Source organism: Microbacterium sp. NPDC058062, from assembly GCF_042885375.1.
In the GTDB taxonomy this organism is placed as follows: Bacteria; Actinomycetota; Actinomycetes; order Actinomycetales; family Microbacteriaceae; genus Microbacterium; species Microbacterium trichothecenolyticum_C.
Genome location: NZ_JBHVSC010000001.1, coordinates 170,422 through 191,479, shown reverse-complemented (window position 1 = coordinate 191,479; position 21,058 = coordinate 170,422). Strand labels below are relative to the sequence as shown.

Below are 21,058 nucleotides of genomic sequence, written 5' to 3'. Positions count from 1 at the left end.
AGCAATCGCCACCGTCACTCTGGATGCATGCCCGCGATCGCTCCTTCCTCCGCCCTCGACGCCGCACGGCGTGAGTTCGCCGGCGGCCGCGACTACCTCGCGGCGTGCACGGTGGGCCTGCCGAGCCGGGCGACGCGACGCGCCGTGCTGGCGGACCTCGACGCCTCCGCATCGGGCCGTCCCGACCTCGCCGCCTACTGCGCGGCGGTGGAGCGCTCGCGGGCGCTGTTCGCCTCGCTCGTGGGCGTCGGGGCCGAACGGGTGGCCATCGGCTCGCAGACCTCGGTCGCGGCGGGAATGGTGGCCTCCGCGCTCCCGCACGGCGCCGAGGTGCTCGTGCCCGAGGGCGACTTCTCGTCGCTCGTGCTGCCGTTCGTCCACTCCGGCCGCGAGCTCGTCGTGCGCACCGCACCGCTGGCCGACCTGGCCGCGCACGTGCGTCCGACCACGGCGCTCGTCGCCTTCTCCGTGGTGCAGTCGGCGACCGGGGAGGTGGCGGATGCCGCGGCGATCGCCGCCGCAGCGGCCTCGCACGATGCCCTCACGCTCTGCGACGCGACCCAGGCCGTCGGCTGGCTGCGCGTCGAGGCATCCGTCTTCGATGCCGTCGTGTGCCACGCGTACAAGTGGCTCTGCGCACCGCGGGGCGTGTCGTTCCTGACCGTGTCGGACCGTCTGGGGGCGCGCATGACGCCGCTCAACGCCGGCTGGTACGCCGGGGACGACCCCTGGTCGTCGTGCTACGGCACGGACGTCGAGCTCGCCCCCGACGCCCGCCGCTTCGACGTGTCGCCGGCCTGGCAGGCCTTCGTCGGCGCCGCCCCGGCACTCGAGCTCTTCGCGTCGCTGGATCCTGCGGAGCTCCACGAGCATGCGACCGGCCTCGCTGCGGCGTTCCGCACGGGCCTCGGCCTCGCACAGCCGGAGCACGCGTCGGCGATCGTCACGTGGGACGACGCCGAGGGGTGCGATCTCGCGCGGCTGACGGCGGCGGGGATCACCGCATCCGGTCGATCGGGCCGCGCGCGCGTCGCGTTCCACGTGTTCAACGACGCCGACGACGTCGACCTCGCCCTCGCGGCGCTGGGTCACTGACAGCTCGCCGTCGGGGCATCCGGGCGACTGCGTAGACTGCCAACGCGGGTCAGCCGGGCCCCGCACGACGGAGGCCGCATGACCGCCCACCCCGACCGCACGGTGCTGCGCGGCGGCAGAGTGGTCGACGGCACGGGAGGCGACTCCCGCGAGGCGGACGTCGAGATCGTCGGCGATCGGATCGGCGTGATCGGCGACATCCCGGCGCGAGAAGGCGATGACGTCGTCGACTGCCGCGGGCGCCTCGTGATGCCGGGCTTCATCGACGCGCACGCGCATGCCGACGGAGCCGTCTTCCGGTCGGACGTGCAACTCGCGCTGCTGCGCCAGGGAGTCACGACCGTCATCGGCGGGCAGGACGGCGTCTCGTACGCCCCGGGGGACGGCATCTGGGCGAGCCGGTACTTCGCGGCGATCAACGGCGCGCACCCGACCTACGCGGGCGGCGGCGTCGCGGAGCTGCTCCGCACCTACGACAAGACCACGCCCCTCAACGTCGGCTACCTCGTACCTGCCGGCACCGTGCGTCACGAGGTCATGGGCATGGCGACGGGACGAGCGGATGCTGCGCAGCTGACCCGGATGCAGCGGCTCGTGGCCGACGGTCTCGACGCCGGCGCGCTCGGGCTGTCGACCGGGCTCGACTACGTGCCCGGCATCTTCGCCGACACGGACGAGCTCGCCCGTGTCTGCGCACCGGTGGCCGCCGCGGGCGGACTCTACGTGACGCACATGCGCGGCGGCTACGAGACCAACACGGCGGCCGGCCTCGAAGAAGTCGTCGCCATCTGCGCGGCGGGTGACGCGCACGACGGCGTCCGCGGACACGTCTCGCACCTTCACGTCGACGCCGACGACGCCGGGCTGCTGCTGGCGGAGGCCGCAGCATCTGGAGCCGATCTCTCCTTCGACATGTACCCGTACACCCGAGGCTGCACGCTGGTCTCCATGGCGGTGCTGCCGCCGGAGTACAGCGCGCTGGACGTCGACGAGGCGATCACCCGGCTGTCGGCTCCCGCCGAGCGCGCGCGGCTGCGCGACGAGTGGTTCGCCACCGTCGCGCACAAGCCGAGTCTCGGACCCGACTGGCCATCGATGATCCGCGTCGGGCACACACCCGCGGAGGACTGGTCCTGGGCGCCCGGACGGACCCTCGCCGAGATCGCCGCTCGTCGGCAGACCTCGGTCGAAGAGGCGACGCTCGACCTTCTCGTCGCCGGGCGCATGGAGGTCCACGCGGTCATGGCGGTGCGAGACGAGCGCCCGGTCGAGAACCTGGCACAGCTGTTCGCGCACCCCGGGCACACCGGCGGCTCCGACGGCATCTTCATCGGGGCCGTGCCGCACCCCCGCGCGTGGGGCGCGTTCGGCCGGTTCCTGGGCACCTACGTCGGCCGCTCGTTCACGTGGGAGGGCGCCGCCGTCCACCTCTCCGCGCGCACCGCCGAGCGGTTCGGGCTGGCCGATCACGGCATCCTGCGTCCTGGCGCCGCGGCGGATATCGCCATCGTGGACCCGGCGACCGTCACGGATGCCGCCACCTACGACGACCCCCAGCAGCCCGCGCGCGGCATCGATGACGTGTTCGTCAACGGCACGCACGTCCTGCGTGGCGGACAGCTCACCGGCGCCCTCGCCGGGCGCGGACTCCGCCGGTCCCTCCTCCCCTCATCCTCCACCTCGAAAGGAAACCCATGACCAAGCAAGCCGTCCTCATCGAGAACGCTCCTAAGCCCGCCGGGCCCTACAGCCACGGCGTCGCTGCCGCGGGCATGCTGTTCACCGCCGGATTCGGCCCGCAGGACCCCGCGACGGGCGAGGTCGTGCCGGGCGGCGTCTATGAGCAGACGCAGCAGGTTCTGCGCAACGTCGGCAGCGTGCTCGCCGCCAAGGGCGCTTCGTTCGACGACGTCGTGAAGGTGACGGCGCACCTGCAGCACCTCAAGCGCGACTTCGCCGAGTACAACCGCGCCTACGCCGAGTTCTTCACCGAGCCCTATCCTGTGCGCACCACGGTCGGCTCGGACCTGTACGACATCCTCGTCGAGATCGACGTCGTCGCGGTCCTCCCGGGCGAGTGATGTCGGCCCCACAGGGCGGCGTCGCCGATCGCGTGCTCGACGGGGCCGACAAAGGGCTGCCGTCGGATGCCGTGGGCCTGACCGTCGCCGAATTCCTGGCGCGCGTGCCACGGCTCGCCGACCTGTGGACGCCCCTCGTCGTGCTCGACGACCGCGTGCTCGACGACAACATCGCGTTCCTGGCCGGCTGGGTAGCCGCGCGTGGGCTCGAGCTCATGCCGCACGGCAAGACCACGATGGCGCCGCAGCTGTGGCATCGGCAGCTCGATGCGGGAGCCACCGGCATCACGGTGGCGAACCCCTCGCAGCTGCGCGTCGCGGTGGATGCCGGCATCCCGGCGATCATGCTCGCCAACCAGCTCGTGCAGCCGGAGGCGATCCGGTGGACAGCCGACGCCGTCGCGGCCGGCACGAGGATCTGGAGCTGGGTCGACGATGTCGCCGGGATCGAGGCGATCGAGCGGTCCCTCGGCGAGCCGGTGGAGCGTCCCCTCGAGGTTCTCGTGGATGTGGGCCGTCCCGGCGGCCGCACGGGCGCCCGCTCGCGCGAGGCTGCGGTGGCCGTGGCCGAGCGCGCGGCAGCCTCGCCGGCCGTGCGCCTCGCCGGCGTCACCGGGTACGAGGGCTCCGTCGCGCACGGGCGCGGCGAAAAGGCGCTGGCGTCGGCGAGGGCGTACATCGACGAGCTGCTCGCCGTCCACGACGCGGTGGCCGAGTTCTACGACGACGGCGACGTGCTGGTGTCTGCCGGCGGCAGCGCCTACCCGGACGTCGTCGGGACGGCGTTCGCAGCCGCAGCCGTCGGGGGCGACCGCGCGCGTTTCGTCCTGCGCTCGGGGGCGTACCTCGTGCACGACCACGGCTACTACCGCCAGAACTCGCCGTTCGAGGGCGCGGGACTGCGCCCCGCGGCGCGCGGGCTCGCACGAGTCGTATCGCGACAGGACGCCGACACGGCGATCGTCGATGCCGGCAAGCGCGACTTCCCGTACGACGAGGGACTGCCGACGCCGCTGTACGCGATCACGAGGGACGGTGAGCGGATGCCGCTGACCGGCGCCGAGACGACCAAGCTCAGCGATCAGCACGGCTTCGTGCGCATCGGGCGCGATTCGCCGCTGTCCGTGGGCGATCTCGTGGTGTTCGGACTCTCGCACCCGTGCACGATGCTCGACAAGTGGCGGCTCGTGCCGGTGGTGGACTCGGTGGAGGATCTCGAGGCGGCGATCCTGACCGACCTCGTCGAGACGAGGTTCTGAGGGGCCCGTCGGGCGGTCAGGCGCCCGACGCGGCCTCCGGAGCCCGCGTGGTCGACGCCCGCCAGCCCAGCGGGGAGAGCACCACCGAGGCGGCGACGAGCACCATCACGACGAGCGCGAGCCCGCCGTAGCCGATCCAGCCGAGCAGTGCGCCGGCGGTGATCGCGCCGACACCGCCGACGATGCTCATCGTGAAGTCGCTGATCCCCTGCCGCCGGGTGCGCAGCTCCTCCGACGACGACTCGGTCAGCAGTGTCGAGCCTGCGACGGTCGACGCGCTCCACCCGAGCCCGAGCAGCACCAGCGCGACGGTGACCGCCGTCGTCGAGGCTTGGCCGAACGATGCCGTCAGCAGCGCGGCGGCGAGCAGCGCCTGACCCACGAGGATCGTCGGGACGCGCCCGACCTTGTCGGCGAGGATGCCGAAGACCGGCGAGAGCACGTACATGCCGGCGATGTGCAGGCTGATCGTGAGACCGATGATCGACAGGGTCGCGGCCTCCGTCGCCCCGTGGGTCAGGTGCGCCAGGTGCACGGGGGTCATGGCCATGACCGAGACCATGGTGCCGTGAGCCGCGGCGACCGCGAAGATCGCATAGCGCGCGGCCACGGGCCGGTCGGCCTTGGCGATCGCCCGGCTCGCCGCCTTCGCGGAGGCCACGACGCGCTGCGCGAGCAGCAGCGGGTCGGGTCGCATCGCGACCAGATAGAGGACGATGGCGAGCCCCTGCGCGACGATGGTGAACAGGTACGCACCCGTCAGCGGCGGCATCCCGATGGCGCCGCCGATCAGTTCGCCGGGACCGGTGAGGTTCGGGCCGAGGACCGCTCCCACGGTGGTCGCCCACACCACGATCGACAGATCACGGCCGCGGGACGCATCCGTCGCGAGATCCGCCGCGGCGAAGCGGGACTGCAGGTTCGCGGCCTGCCCTGAGCCGATGATGAGGAATCCGGCGAGCAGGACCGGGAACGATCGCAGCGCGACGGCGAAGATCACGAGGCCGACGCCGATGAGTGCGACGGCCATACCCGTGGTGAGCGACAGCCTGCGTCCGCGGCGGCGGGCGATCGCCGCGAGCGGCACCGCCGTCAGCGCCGTGCCGAAGGTGACGGCGGCCGCCGCCAGCCCCGAGAACGCGTCTTCGCCGGACAGCTCGGCCGCGAGCACCGCGCCCAGCGACAGCGTCGCACCGAACGCGAGCCCGCCGAGCACCTGCCCGCCGGACAGGACCCACACGGTGCGTCGCTGGACGCGCGCGACCTCGTCAGCGGTCGGCGCGAGGTCGACCGCCGGTTCTGATCCGGTCTCAGGCATCGCGGGCGGGATTGCGGAGCGTCCCGAGCCCGGTGATCTCGACCTCGACGGTGTCACCCGCGCTGATCTGGCCGACGCCGGCGGGGGTGCCCGTGAGGATGACGTCGCCCGGCAGAAGCGTGAAGGCGGCCGAGGCGAAGGCGATGACATCGGCGAGCGAGAAGATCATGTCGCTGATCGGACCCTGCTGGCGGACTTCGCCGTTGAGACGGGTCGTGATGACCGCGGTGCCGTTCACGTCGAAGTCGGTCTCGATCGCCGGACCCAGCGGGCAGGACGTGTCGAAGCCCTTGGCGCGCGCCCACTGGCCGTCCGACTTCTGCCAATCGCGCGCCGTGAGGTCGTTCGCGATCGTGTAGCCGAAGACGTAGTCGAGCGCGTTCTCGGCCGAGACGTTCTTGGCGATGCGGCCGATGACGGCGGCGAGCTCGCCCTCGAAGCTGATGAAGTCCGACCCCTTGGGCAGCACGACCGCGTCGCCGGGGCCGATCACCGACGTGTTCGGCTTGAAGAACAGCATCGGCGACGTCGGCACGTCGTTGCCCAGCTCGGCAGCGTGGTCGCGGTAGTTGCGGCCGACCGCCACGATCTTGGAGCGGGGGATCACGGGCGCCAGCAGCGCGACATCGGCGAGCGGCACGCGCTCCCCCGTCGTCTCGTAGCCGGCGAACATCGGGTCGCCCGCGAGGACGACCAGCTCGCCCTCGTCGACGATTCCGAATCTGATGGCGTCGTTGTGGCTGAAGCGCGCGATCCTCACCCGCTCAGCCTAGCGAGAAGCGCCGACGCGGGCCCGGGTGGCGTGAACCGCAACGACGGAGCGGACGGATGCCGCAGCATCCGTCCGCTCCAGAAGGTTCGGTGTGAGCGCCGCTCAGCCGTCGAGGCGCACGAGCCAGTTGTGCTTGTCTTCGCGGCGGCCGTACTGGATGTCGGTGAGCTCCTCGCGCAGCGAGAGGGCGAGCGAGCCGGTCGGCTGCTCGTCGAGGAAGTCCTTGCCCTTGAGCACGCCGATCGGGGTCACCACGGCGGCCGTGCCGCAGGCGAACACCTCGACGATGTCGCCGGATGCCACACCTTGACGCCACTCGTCGAACGACACGGCACGACCCTCGACCTTGTGGCCGCGGTCGGCAGCGAGCTGCAGGATCGAGTCGCGCGTGATGCCCTCGAGGATCGAGTCGGACTGCGGAGTGACGATGGTGCCGTCCTTGTAGACGAACACGACGTTCATGCCGCCGAGCTCCTCGACGTTGCGGTCCTGGTCGAGGAAGACGACCTGGTCGCACTCGTTCTCGTACGCCTCGGACTGCGGCAGCAGGCTCGCGGCGTAGTTGCCGCCCGTCTTGGCCGCACCCGTGCCGCCCTTGCCGGCGCGGGCGTAGTCCTCGCTGAGCCAGATCGACACCGGCTGCACACCGCCCTTGAAGTAGGCGCCGGCGGGCGAGGCGATGACGTAATAGCCGACCTTGTGCGCGGGACGGACGCCCAGGAACGCCTCCTTGGCGAACATGAAGGGGCGCAGGTACAGGCTCTGGTCATCGCCCGACGGCACCCACGCGCCATCGACGGCGATGAGCTCGCGCAGCGACTGGATGAAGTACGTGACCGGCAGTTCGGGCAGCGCGAGGCGACGGGCGGAGCGCTGCAGCCGGCGGCCGTTCTGATCGGGACGGAAGGTGTGGACCGAGCCGTCCGCGTGGCGGTAGGCCTTGATGCCCTCGAAGATCTCCTGGCCGTAATGCAGCACCGCCGCCGCGGGATCGAGCGAGAGGGGGCCGTACGGCTGGACGCGCGGTCGGTGCCATCCGCCGCCGACCGACCAGCAGATGTCGACCATGTGGTCGGTGAAGCTCGTGCCGAAGCCGGGGTTGGCGAGGATCTGCTCGCGCTCTGCGGCGCTCTTCGCCTGGAGGTTGCGGTTGACGGTGAACTCGAGAGGCGCGAGTCCGGTGTCGGGATCGGAATCGATGAGGGTCATGACGAGCCTGTGCTTTCGTGCGGTCGAGCCGCTGGATGGAGAGGCGCTTGCCGGTTCCAGGTTACGCCGGGAGCCGGCCGGCGATGGCGTCGCCGATCTGGGCGGTGGTGCGCGCTGCGGTGCCCCGGTTCGCGATGTCCTCTTCGACAGCCGTGGTGACGCGCTGTGCCTCGTCGGTGAGCCCGAGGTGATCGAGCAGGAGCGAGACGGAGAGGATCGCGGCCGTGGGATCGGCCTTCTGCTGTCCTGCGATGTCGGGCGCCGATCCGTGCACGGGCTCGAACATCGAGGGGAACGCGCCGTCGGGGTTGATGTTGCCCGAGGCTGCGAGGCCGATGCCACCGGTCACGGCGCCGGCCAGGTCTGTGAGGATGTCGCCGAAGAGGTTGTCGGTGACGATCACGTCGAAACGGCCCGGGTTCGTGACCAGGAAGATGGTTGCCGCGTCGACGTGCAGATAGTCTACGGCGACGTCGGGGTGCTCCCGCGCCACCTCGTCGACCAGGCGCTTCCAGATGCCCCCGGCGTGCACGAGCACGTTCGTCTTGTGCACGAGAGTCACGCGCTTCGAGCGGCGCTCCGCCAGGTCGAACGCGTAGCGCACCACCCGCTCGACCCCGAAGGCGGTGTTCACCGAGGTCTCGTTGGCGATCTCGTGCGGCGTGCCGGTGCGGATCGATCCGCCGTTGCCGACGTACGGCCCCTCGGTGCCTTCGCGGACCACGACGAAGTCGATGTCGCCCGGCTCGGCCAGCGGACCCGGCACGCCCGGGTACAGCTTCGACGGACGCAGGTTGACGTAGTGGTCGAGCTCGAACCGCAGCTTGAGCAGCAGCCCGCGCTCGATGTTCGCGTGCTTCAGCCGCGGGTCGCCGGGCACTCCCCCGACGGCGCCGAGGAGGATCGCATCGTGCGTCTTGATCGCGTCGAGGTCGTCGTCCGTGAGCGTGTCGCCGGTCTCGAGGAAGCGGGCGGCCCCCAGCGAGTACCGCGTCTTCTCGAAACGGATGCTGCTGCGCGCGGTCGCGGCGTCGAGCACCTTCTCCGCTTCGGCGATGACCTCCGGACCGATGCCGTCACCCGGGATGACGGCCAGCTTCACGACACGCGACATGGTGCTCCTACGACTTCTGGCGGGACCCTCCCAGGGTAGTGGCCGCGATGACCCCCGCGACGACCACGAGGGCCGCACCGATCAGCGCAGTGACCGTGACGCCGGCGTCGAACGCCGTGGCCGCCGCCTCGAAGAGCGCCTCGCCGGACGCTCCGCCGATCTGGTCGGCCGCGTGCACCGCACCCGCCAGGGTCTCGGACGCCGCCGCGGCCGCAGCATCCGGAACACCGTCCGGGACGACGAGATTCGTGCGGTAGAGAGCCGTCAGGATGCCGCCCAGCACGGTCGTGCCGAGAACAGCACCGAGCTCGTACGCGGTCTCGGAGACGGCGCTCGCGGCACCCGCCTTCGCGGGTGGTGCGCTCGAGAGCACGAGCTCGTTCGACACGGTCTCGGCCGCGCCGATGCCGATGCCGAGCGAGATGAACGCCGCCACCAGCGTGCCGATGCTGTCGGGCCCGGTCGCGAACGCCACCGCGATGTAGCCAGCGACGGAGAACACCAGCGCGACCGGGACGACAATCCGTGCAGGCCACTTCTTCGAGATCGGCACGACCGCGAGGCCCGACAGGATCATCATTGCGAGGCCCGGGACGAGTGCGAGACCGGCCTGCATCGGCGACAGCCCGACGATGAGCTGCAGATGCTGCGCGACGAAGAAGAGGAAGCCGACCAGCGCGATCACGCTGAGGAGGTTCACCAGCAGCGCACCGCTGAACGTGCCCAGGCCGAACAGCCGCATGTCGAGCATCGGGGTCTTGGCGCGGAGCTGGCGGCGTACGAAGAGCACGCCGAAGCCGAGTCCGACGAGCATCGGCAGCCACGCGGCGACGGTGGACCCGTGCACCGCGAGTTCCTTGATGCCGTAGACGACCGGGATCATCGTCGCCATCGACAGCGCGATGCTGAGCGGGTCGATGCGGCCGGGCTTCGGGTCGCGGCTCTCGGGCACGAGGAGTGGCGCGAGCACGAGAAGAGGGATCAGCACGGGCACCGACATGAGGAACACCGAGCCCCACGAGAAGTGCTCGAGGAGCAGTCCGCCCACGATCGGGCCGAGCGCCGCTCCCGCGGAGAACATCGACGCCCAGACCGCGATCGCGAGGCGCCGCTGATCGCGGTCGGTGAAGATGCTGCGCAGCAGCGAGAGCGTCGACGGCATCAGCATCGCGCCGAACACGCCCATCGCCGCGCGGGCTGCGATGAGCCACGCGGCGCTCGGCGCGAAAGCCGCGAGCACGGACACGGCGGCGAAGCCGGTCGCGCCGATGAGCAGCATCCGTCGTCGTCCGAATCGGTCGCCGAGCGTGCCCATCGTGACGAGCAGGCCCGCGAGCACGAGCGGATACGCGTCGATGATCCACAGCTGCTGGGCGCTCGAGGGCCCGAGTTCGAGGGCGATCGACGGCAGCGCGAAGCTCAGCACCGTGTTGTCGACCGACACGAGCAGCACCGGGAGCATGAGCACGACCAGCGCCGCCCAGCCGCGCCAGCCGACCTTCCGGCCCTGGGCGTCGGCGAGCGAGAGTTCTTGAGTGAGAGTCATCATTTCTATACCGTCCAGCCGGTATAGTAACAGGATGCGCCGACACCTGTCGATACCATCGAGGCCATGAGTCGCCCTCCCCTCGCCCGCGAGAAGGTGCTCGATGCCTTCGAGCAGATCCTCATCGAGGAGGGCGAGCGTGCGGCCACGATGGACGCCACCGCGAAGGCCGCGGGGGTCTCCAAGGGCGGCCTGCTCTACCACTTCGGCACGAAGGAGGCTCTCGAAGCCGCGCTCATCGAACGGCTGCGAGCGCTCGTGCAGGCGGACGTCGATCTGATGTCGTCCGCGCCGGAGGGCCCGATCGCCTACTTCCTGCACACGTCGGTGATGGCGAACGACCCGATCGACCGCGCGATCCTCGCGACATCACGACTCGCACAGGGAGGCGACGCGACGGCGAGCGACGCGCTGCGGCACATCAGAGACGACTGGGCCGCCGTGCTTCGGCCCCACACGAAGGACGCCACCGCGCTCGATCTCGTGATGCTCGTGAGCGACGGCCTCTACTTCAACAACGCCCTCGCGGGCGGCTCCATCCCCGGCCCGGTCCCCCGCGGCGAGGCGCTCGACGCGCTGGTCGCGCTCGTGGAACGCGCCGCGCGCCCCTGACGCGCGGGGTCACGGCGCACGAATGCCGCGCCACCGAGCACTCGTGAGGGCTCAGGGACGCGGCATCCGTCGCGGAATCAGGACTCGGTGATCTCGATCTGGCGGAACAGGTCGGCCTGGATCGCGGTGCTCACCTCGTCGAGCAGGGCGTCGGGCACCGGCGAGTCGACCGTGAGGACCGACAGCGCCTGCCCGCCGGCCGTCTGGCGCGCGATCTGCATGCCGGCGATGTTGATCCCCGCCTCGCCGAACTTCTGGCCGTAGATCGCGACGATGCCGGGCCGATCGGTGTAGAGCATGACGACGTGGTTCGTCTCGATCGGCAGCTCGATCGCGTAGTCGTTGATGCCGACCAGCTTCTCGACCTGCTTCGGGCCGGTGAGCGTGCCCGAGATCGCGAGCTGCGAGCCGTCCGACAGCGCGCCGCGCAGCGTGATGACGTTGCGGTACTCGGGGCTGTCGTCGTCGACGAGCAGGCGCACCTCGACGCCGCGCTGCTCGGCGAGCAGCGGCGCGTTCACGTACGACACGGTCTCGCTGACGATGTTCGTGAAGACGCCCTTGAGCGCGGCGAGCTTGAGCACGCTGACGTCGTAGCCCTGCAGCTCGCCGTGCACCTCGACGTCGAGGCTCGTGAGCGGCGACCGAGCAAGTGCGGAGAAGATCTGGCCGAGCTTCTCGACGAGCGGGATGCCGGGGCGCACGTACGGGTCGATGACGCCGCCCGCGACGTTCACGGCGTCCGGAACGAGCTCGCCGCCGAGCGCGAGGCGCACGGACTTCGCGACCGAGACGCCCGCCTTCTCCTGCGCCTCTTCGGTGGAGGCGCCGAGGTGCGGAGTGACCACGACGTTGGGGAGGTCGAGCAGGGCCGCGGCGGTCCCGCCCTCCGCCGGGGGCTCCGACGTGAAGACGTCGAGGCCGGCGCCTGCGATCTCGCCCGCGGTGAGGGCCGCGTGGAGCGCCTCTTCATCGATGAGGCCGCCGCGCGCGACGTTGACCACGTAGGCGGTCGGCTTCATGATCTTGAACTGCTCGGCGCCGATCATGCCCGTGGTCTCGGGGGTCTTCGGCATGTGGATCGTGACGAAGTCGCTCTGCTCGAGCAGCTCGTCGAGCGTGACCAGCTGCACGCCGAGCTGCTGTGCACGGGCGCTCGTGACGTAGGGGTCGTACGCGATGACGCGCACGTCGAACGCCTGGAGGCGGGCCGTGATCAGGGCACCGATGCGGCCGAGGCCGATGATGCCGACCGTCTTCTCGAAGAGCTCGGTGCCGGTGTACGAACTGCGCTTCCACGCACCGCCCGAGAGCGAGGCGTGCGCGGCGGGGATGCGACGCGCGAGGCTCAGGATGTGGCCGACCGTGAGCTCCGCCGCCGAGATGATGTTGGAGGTCGGCGCATTGACGACCATGACGCCGGCGGTGGTGGCCGTCTTGATGTCGACGTTGTCGAGGCCGACGCCGGCGCGGGCGACGACCTTGAGGACGGGCGCCGCGGCGATCGCCTCGGCGTCGATCTTCGTCGCCGAGCGGATCAGCACCGCGTTGGCGTCGGCGAGGGCCGACAGGAGGGCGGGGCGGTCGGTGCCGTCGACGTTGCGCACGTCGAAGTCGGGACCCAGGGCATCGATCGTGGCGGGAGAGAGCTCTTCGGCGATCAGGACGACAGGCTTCGGCACGGGTGTTCCTTAGTGGGGCGGTGCGCGAACGCGCGGAGCAGAACCGGATGCCGCGCCGCACGCCGTCGGGGGGCGAGGCCTGTGCCAGCCTACCGCCCGCGCGGCGAGGCGCCCGACCGTGTGACGGCCGGCGACAGGCTCAGCCCAGGAAGGACGCCGAGTTCAGCGTCGTGTACGCGACGACGTTCAGCCAGAACACCGCCACCAGCGCGAGGCCCGTGAGCATCACGAGGAGGAGCTCGTGCGGTGCCCGCCGGTGGCCGATCGCGAACGCCCCGCCCCACACCAGCAGCGGGAAGACAGCGGCGAAGATCCAGATGAACCAGCCGAGCGCGTTGAGCGAGACGCCCGCGCCCCCGAACGTCTGAAGCGTGATCACGAGGTTGCCGATCGCATTCCAGACCGCGTAGGCGTAGAACAGGCCCACAGCGCCCGAGATCGTCGCCACGAGCCAGGTGGGCGTCTTGCCGCGCTTCGCGGCCGAGGGCGCAGCATCCATCACGTTCTCGCTCATTGTCCGATCGCCCCGATCATCACGAACGGCCAGGGCAGCAGCAGCACGACTCCGGCCGCGAGCCACGTGAACCGCAGCCACGCGTGCGAGGCGCGGGTCAGCAGCAGGGTGGTGACGAACCAGAGCAGGGGGGCCAGCACGGCGAGCCACAGGCTTCCCTGGTACATCACGTCGGTCACGAGGTACTGAGCCCTCCCCTGCAGGCGCAGGCCGCCGATGAGCCAGCCGATCGCGTAAAGCGCGTACACGCCGCCGAGCACACCGAACGCGATCAGCACGCCGTTGCCCATCGGCTGGCGGTCGGCAGTTACGGCAGGCGCCTCGGATGACCTCTCGGGAGCCGGTTCCACCGCCGGCGCGTCGGTGCCGCCCAGCGTCTCGCTGCCCCTGCCCACGGCGGTGAAGCCCTTCGGGAGCTCCGGCGGCGTCGACGAGGGCGGCGTATCGCGCTCGTCCTCCGGCTCTGCGGCCGCGCCGTGGTCGAGCGTGGGATCGTCGTCGCCGTCCCAGCTGAGGGCGTCGTCGTCGCGTCCGGTGGTCACGTTCTCAGCGTAGTGCCGCGGCTCGGCAGGCCCGGGTGCCACCCGCGATGGGCGCGGCACCCGGGCTCGCGTCGCTCAGTCGAAGAGCCGCAGCATCAGGGTGTGCCACGTGACCGGGCCTACGATCCCGTCTGCCGGCGGCGCGAAGAGCTGCTGGAACTCACGGACCGCGGCGTCGGTGGCCGGACCGAAGTCGCCGTCGACCGTGAGTCCGGCGAGGAGCGTCTGTACGCCGCGCACGGCCTCGCCCTTGGCCCCGCCCGGGCCGTCGCCCTGCTTCACGGTGATGATGAGGCTCGGCCAGTCCAGCTGCCCGAGAGTGGTCGAGATCTCGACGGCGCGCAGCGTCTGCTGGAAGGTCTTGACGGCCTGGCCGCTCTGAGGCCCGAACGCACCGTCGGCCGCGATGGTCGCGCCGTGCGCACGCAGCAGATGCTGCGCGGCGAGGACGCGCCAGTTCGTCGCCTGCGACGACCCCTGCTTCACGAGCGCCCACGGCCGGTCGCCCGGCATGAACGTGCTGAAGAACGACCAGGTCTCGCGGCCGGCGACGCCGTCGAGAGTGAGGCCCCACGACTCCTGGAAGAACTCGACCCGCTCCTTCGTGATGGGGCCGAAGTCCCCGTCCACGACCAGCGGATCCTCCCCCGGCGATCGCACGAGCCCGAACTGCTGAACGGCTCGCACGGCGTCGCCGGTCGACCCCTGCTGCACCGCGATGACGAGCTTGGGCCAGGTGACGGGCCCGACGATGCCGTCGGCGGGCACGCCCTGCGCGGTCTGGACGGCGGAGACGGCGGCCGCGGTCGCGGGCCCGTAGTCGCCGTCGACGACGACAGCATGGCCGTGCGCTCGCAGGAGGTATTGGATGCCGGGGACGATCGCGGCCGATGATCCCGGTCCGACGGTGCTCCACGGTTCGACGTTCATGACGGCTCCTCAGTTCTCGATCGATTGCGGGGCGTGCCGCCCCTCACGCTTCCGAGGCGTCCCCGGAGCGCGCTGATACCTCAGTCCCGCACGAGGGAGACGGCATCCGTCTCCACCGCCTTCGCGTACTGCAGCGCCAGCGGCACCGCGAACGCGTCGTCCTCTTCGGTGTAGCGGTGCTGGAGTCCCTGCGCAAGGATGCGCCAGGGCCGTTCGTTCGACGGCGTCGCGGCGTCGCCGTCGTCGGGAAGGAACTGCGTGTAGTCGTACGGATGACTCGCCGTGGCGCCGAGCGGCACGGAGAACGTGTCGACCGCGAGCAGTCCCGCGGCCAGATCGACCTGGAGCAGCCGCTGGAAGCCCGTCGCCCGCTCCCCCGTCGGCGTGCGGAACTCCTGATAGTCGGCGAGCGCCTCGAGCACGGTGTGCCCGGGGATCCCGCCGGCGTTCTCGGTGACGATCGCGCCGAGCCCGTGGAAGTGTCCCGACAGCACGAGCACGACGTTGCGGTTCGGTGCGACGACCCGCTCCCACAGCAGGTCGCCGTGCGAGACCCACCGCGAGGTGGTCGAACGCTCCGCGTCGTCGGTGGCGGTCGCCGGCGTCAGATGCTCGTGCGTCGAGATGACGATGTTCGCGTCCCGGTGCGCGGCGACGACGTCCTGCGCCCAGGCGATCTCGCGCTCGCCGTACGCGTACGGCAGCGAGATCATCACGAACCGCGCGCCACCCGCCGCGAACGACGACCAGTTCGCGCTGTTGTCGTCCGCGGTCAGCGAGCCGCCGAACCACGGCTGGTCGCGATACCGCTCCGGCCCGAAGTACTCGTTGAAGAGGTCGTTGCTTACGCCGCGCTTGTTGTCGTGGTTGCCCGGAAGCACGCTGTTCGCGATTCCGTTCGCATCCAGCACGCCTTGCAGCCGCGATGCCACCTCGTACTCGCGGCGGGCACGCTCTTCCGTCTGGCCCGGATCGACCCAGTTCTGGATGAGATCGCCCGTGTGGGTGACGAAGGCGAGCTTTCGCGCGTCGGCGTTCTCCGCCAGCCACGCCACCTCTCCCGCGTACACCTCGGGGTACGCCTCCGAGTAGTACTGCGTGTCGGTGATGTGCCCAAGCGCCACGTCGTAGTCTGCGGGGTCGGCGAGCCCGTCCGCGTCGGCAGCCTCCGACTCCGTCCTCGGCACGACCTGCACCAGCAGGTCGACCGTGCCGCCGATGACCTCTTCGCCGCGCACGACTCCGTCGAGTCGTACCGATGCGGTGGCTGCGGCATCCGCTGCCGTCATCTCGCCCGCAGCTTCGTCGAGGGCGCGCCATCCCGCCCGGCCCGTGGCGCCGGCGGCCGGAGCCCAGACCGACAGCCGCACCTCGGCCCGCCCGACGGTGCGGCCCTGCCACGAGATGGTGCCGCCGTCGCCGGGCAGCCGCACGCGCATCCGCACGTATGGCAGGTCGTACCCGTCGTCGCGCGCCGTGAGTTCTGCGGCAGAGACCTCCTGCTCTCCCGGCGCGGTCCTGCTCGTGAGCGGCGAAGGCCAGGACCCGGCGTGGGCGGCCAGCACCTCCAGCGGCGTGCCGTCACCGTCCTGCGACGCAACCGCGAAGGCGGCGGCCTGGCCCGTGGCCGCATCGGCCGCGTCCGATCGGGCGCCGTCGAGCGCGCGCTCGATCAGGTCGTCCGCGGACGGCGCGCGGCGCGCGGCCAGCACGCCCGGGGTCGCCGCGGCGGGGACGAAGTCGCTCGCGTCATCGCCGGTGAACGCGGCGCGCTGCATCGTCTCGCCGCGCAGCCGGTCGACGGCGAAGGTCGACAGCGCGAGTCCCTTCGTGCAGGGGCTGGGGACGTCCACGCTTCTGTCCATCTCGTTGCGGTGGAAGATGCCCACACTGTCGACGCGACGCCCCTCGGCGTCCTGCACCCACACGCCCGCTCCGGCGAGATCGAGCGGGTCGGCGTATGCCGCGTCGGCCGCGCCGGACGCCGGTGTTCGTTCGAGGGCGGCTGTCCACGTGTCGTCGGGACCCAGCACCGTGCCCGGAGCCACGACGGCGAGGTCGTCGAACCGGCGGAAGCCGTCGGCACCGCACGCGATCAGCGTCCAGCCGGAGATGTCGACCTCGCGTGCACCGAAGTTCGCGAGCTCGACGAAGTTGCTCCGAGACATCCCGTCGATGTCGGGGTCGGTCGCGATCTCGCTCACCGCCACCCCCGGCCGGTCGCCGTACGCGAACGCCGTCGCGATGGAGGACGTTGCTGCGGACGATCGCTCCGCATTCGGGGCGCCCGGCGTGCGGCTCGCGATCGCGAAGCCGCCGTCGGCCTGCCGCTGCCAGCTCTCTCCAGTGCGGTAGTCCAGCGTCGAGGGCAGCTTGTCGCGTCCGGTCTGGCAGGCGGTGTCCTCGCGCGAAGACACCCCGACTCCGTCGACCCGGCGTCCGTCGGCGTCGACGAGGAGCACGCCGTGCACGAGGTCGGCCAGCGACGTCTCGACGCGCATGTCCGCGTTGTGTGCGAATCCGGGACCCCCGATCACCAGGCGCTCTCCTGGCCGCAGCGCCGTGCTCTTCCCGAACACGTGCTGAAGCGCCTCGGTCGGCGCGGCGCCGGTGGCGGTGCAGCGGTAGAGCCGCCAGCCGTCGAGATCCACGATCCCCGGGCCGTCGTTGACGAGCTCGACGAAGTCGTCGCCGCGCCCGGCCGGGCCTGCCGCGGCGATCTCGGACACCCGCACCGGCTCGTCGGCGGCGATCGCCAGCCCGTTCGGCTCACCCGGAGTCGCGACGGCGCGCACCCAGCGCCCGTCGTCGGACGACCCGGCGCGCTGCCAGCTCTCGCCGAGCGCCGCCGCGGTGATCACCGGCAGCTCGACGCCACCGCCGCATTCCGACGTCGTCGGCGCGGGATCGTCCGAGTACACCGCGAGAGCGTCGACGGTCTCGCCCGACGGGGCGATGACGATGAGCCCGTAGCCGCGCTCTGAGAGACGGGTCGTCGGGAACGCCCGCCGCTCCCCCGCCCCGAGGATGACTCCCGCCAGATCCGCCTCGGGATCCGACGGGCGAGACCGCAGGCCCTCGTCGTCGCAGCGGAAGACCGCGTACCCCGTGAGATCGACCGCGCGGTCACCGGGATTCGCGAGCTCGAAGAACCCGGAACCCGAGCCCCGGACCCCTGCCGGCGCGACCTCGACGAGCGACACCGTGCCCGTCGACGTGACGACTCGGGGCGATTCCGCCGCACCGGCGGGACCGCCGACCGAGGCCGCGATCCCGACGAGGAGAACGGATGCCGCAAGGAATGTGGTCACACGTTTCGTGGCGCGCACGCCTCGACGGTGACCGGGCGAGGTGAACCGGCACGGGCGCGGCGGCGATCATCCGGTGTACGGCTGCGGGACGCTTGCCTCAGCCGGCGGCGGCGACGGCCTCCGCCACGACCGCAGGGTCGGTGACATCGTGGCCGGGCGAGCCGCCGCCCGGGCCCGACGGGGCATCGTGGCCCGCGCGCGCTCGCGCGGACAGGTGCACCGCGTCGACCCCGGCCGCGAAGAGTGCCGCGATATCGGCCGGCTGCACGCCGCCGCCCGCCATCACCTCGACGGCTCCCGAGCGCTCCGCGAACGCCGCCAGCATGGCGAGCCCGTCGATGGAGCGCGGCGCACCGCCCGAGGTCAGCACGCGGTCGACATCCTCGGCCACCAGTCCGTCGAAGACGGCCGACGGGTCGGCAGCGGCGTCGACGGCGCGGTGGAACACGAGCGTCGCGGGGCCCGCAGCATCCCGCCATCGGCGCAGCGTGTCGACGTCGAGGCCGCCCTCGGAGGTCAGCGCGCCGACGACCACGCCGCCCGCGCCGCGCTCCACGCACGCGCGAATGTCAGCCGCGACGAGCGCGACCTCCTCGGCGTCGTAGACGAAGCCGCCTCCGCGAGGGCGCACGAGCACGTTCACGGCCCCGGGGTCGACGGCCGCGAGCACGGCTTCGAGGGTCGCGAGCGACGGCGTCAGCCCGCCGACGTCGAGGGCCTGGCACAGTTCGAGGCGCGCGGCCCCGGCTGCCATCGCGGAGCGGGCCCCTGCGGGGTCTTGGACGGCGATCTCGACGGGGCGCGGTGCGGACATGCCGTGAGCCTAGTCCGGCGGTGCGCCCGGCCGCAGACATGGTGAGACCCGCCGCGCTCCCGGGCGGCGGGTCTCGACGGAATCAAGAGAATCGCAGCTGCCGCGGCCTCGCGAAGAGGTGCCGGAACCACACGCCGATGCCGGCGACGACATGCGACGCCGGGCTCTCCGGCGTGATCGTCGCGCCGCGGTCGGCGATGCTGCGGAGAATCTCGTTCTCGCGATCCAGGGCGGCCGCCCGCTCGCGATCGAGCCGGTCGGCCGTGAAGGTCAGGGTGCTCCCGTCCATGGCCGTTCCTTTCATGATGCTCGCCCGGGTTGGCGAGGGTTGTGTGATGTGAGTCGCGGTCGCGGCGCCGTGATACCCCGGGCCGTGAACACAGCGTCGCCGGGCCTCGACCCAGGCTCAGAACACCGGCACCCCCGCGCGCACCAGCCGCCAGTTCTCGACGTGGAAGTCGGCGGGGTCGATCACCCCGGTCGCCGAGGCGTACGCCACGATCGCCTCGCGGATCGCGACCTGCGCGTTGTAGACCACGGGCGCCGTCGCGACGTGGGGGAACCCTCCGCCACCCGATTGCCGGTAGTTGTTGATCGCCACCACAAACCGCTGGTCGGCCGCCACCGGCGCTCCGCCGAACGCAAGGTTCGCGATGCGCGACCCTTGGGGCTGGGAGATGTCGATGTCGTACGTGACGCCCGAGAACTGGTCGAAGTTGTAGTCGGGCGTGTTCAGCGCGTTCGTCCAGGTCGCCGGCGCGACCGGGGCATCGGGTGCCACCTGCTGGAAGTACTTCGCCGAGTACTCGAGGTAGTCCTTGATCTGGGCGCCCGTGATCACCGACCCGAGCAGCGTGTTGTCGTAGATGTACAGCCCCGCGACGTCCTTGATCGTCACCTGCCCGGCCGGGAACGTCGCGGCGCGGTTGAACGGCGCGGCGAGCGAGATGATCGGAAGGGATGCCTCGGGGGTGCCTGCGATCGCCTTCGACACGGTGTCGATCTGCACGTGGTGGACGTAGTCGAGGATCGCGGTGTCCTTCCAGCACGACTCGGCGGCGGAGAGCACCTCGGTGGAGGTCGCGACCGGCGTGTTGACATACGCGACGACGGCGCCGTGCTGCGCCTTCACGACCTGGACGAGGGCGGGGTCGTCGACGACGGTGTTCGTGTTGACGGTGAGGGACTTCGCTCCGGTGACCACCCACTTGCCGCGGTCGATGGTGAGGGTGAGGTCGAACACGCTGAGGCGCTGACCCCAGTTCTTCGGCTCGCTCATGACGACCTGCTTGCCCGTGGCCTTGTTCGTCACGAACCGCTGCGGGATGTCGAGGTGGGCGTGGCCGAAGAGGATCGCGTCGATGCCGGGGACCTGCTCGGCGAGCAGAGCCGACGCGTTCTCGACCGGGATGTCCGTGCCGTACGACGACAGGCCGCTGTCGCCGGCGTGGACGCTGGCGACGACCACGTCGACGCCCTCGGCGCGCATCACGGGCACCCACCGTGCGGCGGTCTCCACGACGTCGAGCACGTCGATGCGTCCGCTCACGTTCGCCTTGTCCCAGATGACGACGCCGGGGTTGGTGAGGCCGAGCACGCCGACGCGGATCGGCTTGTAGCCCGGGATGTTCATCTTCTTGACGACGTAGGGCCGGAACGCGGGATCGGTCGTGCCCGCGTGCACGGCGTTCGCGGCCAGGGCCGGGGCATCCAACTGCGAGATCCAGTTGTCGAGGAAGTCGAGACCGTAGTTGAACTCGTGGTTGCCGAGGGCCACGGCGTCGTAGCCGATCGCGTTGAACGCGGCCGCGATCGGATGCACCGCGCCCGACGCGGTGACCGGATCGACGGTCGCGTAATAGAAGCCCAGTGGTGACCCCTGGATCGTGTCGCCGGCGTCGAACAGCAGCGTCCGGCCCCGCCCGCGGTCAGCGCGGATCTGGTTCACGAGGCTCGACACACGGGCGAGCCCGATGGTGTTGCCTGCGCTGTCGCTGTAAGCGGCGTCCTTGTAGTAGTCCCAGTTGAGCGCGTTGGCGTGGATGTCGGATGTGCCCATGACGGTGATGGTCACGGACTTCCCGCCCGGTGCGGCGAGCGCCTGGGGCGACTGCACCCAGCCGGCCGCGGCGAGCACGCTCGCCGCGGAGACGCCGACGAGGAAATTGCGTCGACTCAGACCCGAGTGGGGCGGGTTCTCCGCCGTGGTCCCGAGGTCGTGGTCGGATGCGTGATCAGGCATGTTTTCTCCCATGGCGA

General features: G+C 71.1%; 18 protein-coding genes. 5 read left to right on the top strand and 13 right to left on the bottom strand.

The annotated features are described in order from the left end of the window. Positions 1-27 precede the first annotated feature (27 nt). The 4 genes from ACFVSU_RS00870 to ACFVSU_RS00855 all read left to right on the top strand — a co-directional run bounded on the left by ACFVSU_RS00870 (position 28) and on the right by ACFVSU_RS00855 (position 4,435). Positions 28-1,095, top strand: coding sequence for an aminotransferase class V-fold PLP-dependent enzyme (locus ACFVSU_RS00870; protein WP_387136814.1), 1,068 nt, complete (start codon positions 28-30; stop codon positions 1,093-1,095). A 78-nt stretch (positions 1,096-1,173) separates the two neighbouring features. After that, entirely contained in the window at positions 1,174-2,793 is a 1,620-nt protein-coding gene (locus ACFVSU_RS00865) for an amidohydrolase family protein (RefSeq protein WP_387136812.1), read from the top strand. Continuing rightward, positions 2,790-3,176 carry a RidA family protein gene (locus ACFVSU_RS00860; protein ID WP_387136810.1) on the top strand — a complete coding sequence of 129 codons (387 nt, stop codon included), beginning with the start codon at positions 2,790-2,792 and terminating at the stop codon, positions 3,174-3,176. Before ACFVSU_RS00865 ends, ACFVSU_RS00860 begins: the two co-directional genes overlap by 4 nt. Next, complete coding sequence (locus ACFVSU_RS00855) at positions 3,176-4,435, top strand: alanine racemase (protein WP_387136808.1); 1,260 nt, start codon at positions 3,176-3,178, stop codon at positions 4,433-4,435. Before ACFVSU_RS00860 ends, ACFVSU_RS00855 begins: the two co-directional genes overlap by 1 nt. A gap of 16 nt (positions 4,436-4,451) precedes the next feature. Here the strand turns inward: ACFVSU_RS00855 and ACFVSU_RS00850 are convergent, their stop codons facing one another. The 5 genes from ACFVSU_RS00850 to ACFVSU_RS00830 all read right to left on the bottom strand — a co-directional run bounded on the left by ACFVSU_RS00850 (position 4,452) and on the right by ACFVSU_RS00830 (position 10,397). Beyond that, positions 4,452-5,753, bottom strand: a complete 1,302-nt coding sequence (locus tag ACFVSU_RS00850; RefSeq protein WP_387136806.1) for an MFS transporter — start codon at positions 5,751-5,753, stop codon at positions 4,452-4,454. Next, positions 5,746-6,513 (bottom strand): fumarylacetoacetate hydrolase family protein, encoded by a 768-nt coding sequence (locus ACFVSU_RS00845; RefSeq protein ID WP_387136804.1) that lies wholly within the window; start codon positions 6,511-6,513, stop codon positions 5,746-5,748. The genes ACFVSU_RS00850 and ACFVSU_RS00845 overlap by 8 nt, the downstream gene beginning before the upstream one ends. A gap of 114 nt (positions 6,514-6,627) precedes the next feature. Beyond that, the gene (locus ACFVSU_RS00840; protein ID WP_387136802.1) at positions 6,628-7,734 is read right to left on the bottom strand and encodes a branched-chain amino acid aminotransferase; all 1,107 of its coding nucleotides are present in this window, start codon (positions 7,732-7,734) and stop codon (positions 6,628-6,630) included. A gap of 61 nt (positions 7,735-7,795) precedes the next feature. After that, complete coding sequence (locus tag ACFVSU_RS00835; protein WP_387136800.1) at positions 7,796-8,848, bottom strand: 3-isopropylmalate dehydrogenase; 1,053 nt, start codon at positions 8,846-8,848, stop codon at positions 7,796-7,798. Between the two features lie 7 nt (positions 8,849-8,855). Beyond that, positions 8,856-10,397, bottom strand: a complete 1,542-nt coding sequence (locus ACFVSU_RS00830; protein ID WP_387136798.1) for an MFS transporter — start codon at positions 10,395-10,397, stop codon at positions 8,856-8,858. 63 nt (positions 10,398-10,460) lie between these two features. Here ACFVSU_RS00830 and ACFVSU_RS00825 point away from each other — a divergent pair, with 63 nt between their 5' ends. Next, entirely contained in the window at positions 10,461-11,006 is a 546-nt protein-coding gene (locus ACFVSU_RS00825) for a TetR/AcrR family transcriptional regulator (protein WP_387136796.1), read from the top strand. Between the two features lie 77 nt (positions 11,007-11,083). Here the strand turns inward: ACFVSU_RS00825 and serA are convergent, their stop codons facing one another. The 8 genes from serA to ACFVSU_RS00785 form a co-directional block, all read right to left on the bottom strand. Continuing rightward, a complete protein-coding gene (serA, locus tag ACFVSU_RS00820) occupies positions 11,084-12,688 on the bottom strand; it encodes a phosphoglycerate dehydrogenase (protein WP_387136794.1) in 1,605 nt (534 codons plus the stop codon). A gap of 139 nt (positions 12,689-12,827) precedes the next feature. Continuing rightward, positions 12,828-13,202, bottom strand: a complete 375-nt coding sequence (locus tag ACFVSU_RS00815; protein ID WP_387136792.1) for a bacitracin resistance protein — start codon at positions 13,200-13,202, stop codon at positions 12,828-12,830. After that, on the bottom strand, positions 13,199-13,744 hold the full coding sequence (locus tag ACFVSU_RS00810) for a DNA polymerase III subunit gamma/tau (protein WP_387136790.1): 546 nt from the start codon (positions 13,742-13,744) through the stop codon (positions 13,199-13,201). Before ACFVSU_RS00810 ends, ACFVSU_RS00815 begins: the two co-directional genes overlap by 4 nt. Positions 13,745-13,819: 75 nt before the next feature. Continuing rightward, positions 13,820-14,674: a peptidoglycan-binding protein gene (locus ACFVSU_RS00805; protein WP_387136789.1), complete on the bottom strand. Its 855-nt coding sequence runs from the start codon at positions 14,672-14,674 to the stop codon at positions 13,820-13,822. Between the two features lie 80 nt (positions 14,675-14,754). Further along, positions 14,755-17,985 carry a lamin tail domain-containing protein gene (locus ACFVSU_RS00800; protein WP_387136787.1) on the bottom strand — a complete coding sequence of 1,077 codons (3,231 nt, stop codon included), beginning with the start codon at positions 17,983-17,985 and terminating at the stop codon, positions 14,755-14,757. Between the two features lie 97 nt (positions 17,986-18,082). Then, positions 18,083-18,799, bottom strand: a complete 717-nt coding sequence (locus ACFVSU_RS00795) for a copper homeostasis protein CutC (RefSeq protein ID WP_387136785.1) — start codon at positions 18,797-18,799, stop codon at positions 18,083-18,085. A gap of 82 nt (positions 18,800-18,881) precedes the next feature. Next, on the bottom strand, positions 18,882-19,088 hold the full coding sequence (locus tag ACFVSU_RS00790) for a hypothetical protein (protein WP_387136783.1): 207 nt from the start codon (positions 19,086-19,088) through the stop codon (positions 18,882-18,884). A 117-nt stretch (positions 19,089-19,205) separates the two neighbouring features. After that, complete coding sequence (locus tag ACFVSU_RS00785) at positions 19,206-21,041, bottom strand: 5'-nucleotidase C-terminal domain-containing protein (protein WP_387136781.1); 1,836 nt, start codon at positions 21,039-21,041, stop codon at positions 19,206-19,208. Between the last annotated feature and the right edge of the window lie 17 nt (positions 21,042-21,058).

Coding starts and splice junctions, on each gene's coding strand:
- ACFVSU_RS00870 (WP_387136814.1), top strand. CDS start 28: ATGCCCGCGATCGCTCCTTCCTCCGCCCTCGACGCCGCACGGCGTGAG.
- ACFVSU_RS00865 (WP_387136812.1), top strand. CDS start 1,174: ATGACCGCCCACCCCGACCGCACGGTGCTGCGCGGCGGCAGAGTGGTC.
- ACFVSU_RS00860 (WP_387136810.1), top strand. CDS start 2,790: ATGACCAAGCAAGCCGTCCTCATCGAGAACGCTCCTAAGCCCGCCGGG.
- ACFVSU_RS00855 (WP_387136808.1), top strand. CDS start 3,176: ATGTCGGCCCCACAGGGCGGCGTCGCCGATCGCGTGCTCGACGGGGCC.
- ACFVSU_RS00850 (WP_387136806.1), bottom strand. CDS start 5,753: ATGCCTGAGACCGGATCAGAACCGGCGGTCGACCTCGCGCCGACCGCT.
- ACFVSU_RS00840 (WP_387136802.1), bottom strand. CDS start 7,734: ATGACCCTCATCGATTCCGATCCCGACACCGGACTCGCGCCTCTCGAG.
- ACFVSU_RS00835 (WP_387136800.1), bottom strand. CDS start 8,848: ATGTCGCGTGTCGTGAAGCTGGCCGTCATCCCGGGTGACGGCATCGGT.
- ACFVSU_RS00830 (WP_387136798.1), bottom strand. CDS start 10,397: ATGATGACTCTCACTCAAGAACTCTCGCTCGCCGACGCCCAGGGCCGG.
- ACFVSU_RS00825 (WP_387136796.1), top strand. CDS start 10,461: ATGAGTCGCCCTCCCCTCGCCCGCGAGAAGGTGCTCGATGCCTTCGAG.
- ACFVSU_RS00815 (WP_387136792.1), bottom strand. CDS start 13,202: ATGAGCGAGAACGTGATGGATGCTGCGCCCTCGGCCGCGAAGCGCGGC.
- ACFVSU_RS00805 (WP_387136789.1), bottom strand. CDS start 14,674: ATGAACGTCGAACCGTGGAGCACCGTCGGACCGGGATCATCGGCCGCG.
- ACFVSU_RS00795 (WP_387136785.1), bottom strand. CDS start 18,799: ATGTCCGCACCGCGCCCCGTCGAGATCGCCGTCCAAGACCCCGCAGGG.
- ACFVSU_RS00790 (WP_387136783.1), bottom strand. CDS start 19,088: ATGGACGGGAGCACCCTGACCTTCACGGCCGACCGGCTCGATCGCGAG.
- ACFVSU_RS00785 (WP_387136781.1), bottom strand. CDS start 21,041: ATGCCTGATCACGCATCCGACCACGACCTCGGGACCACGGCGGAGAAC.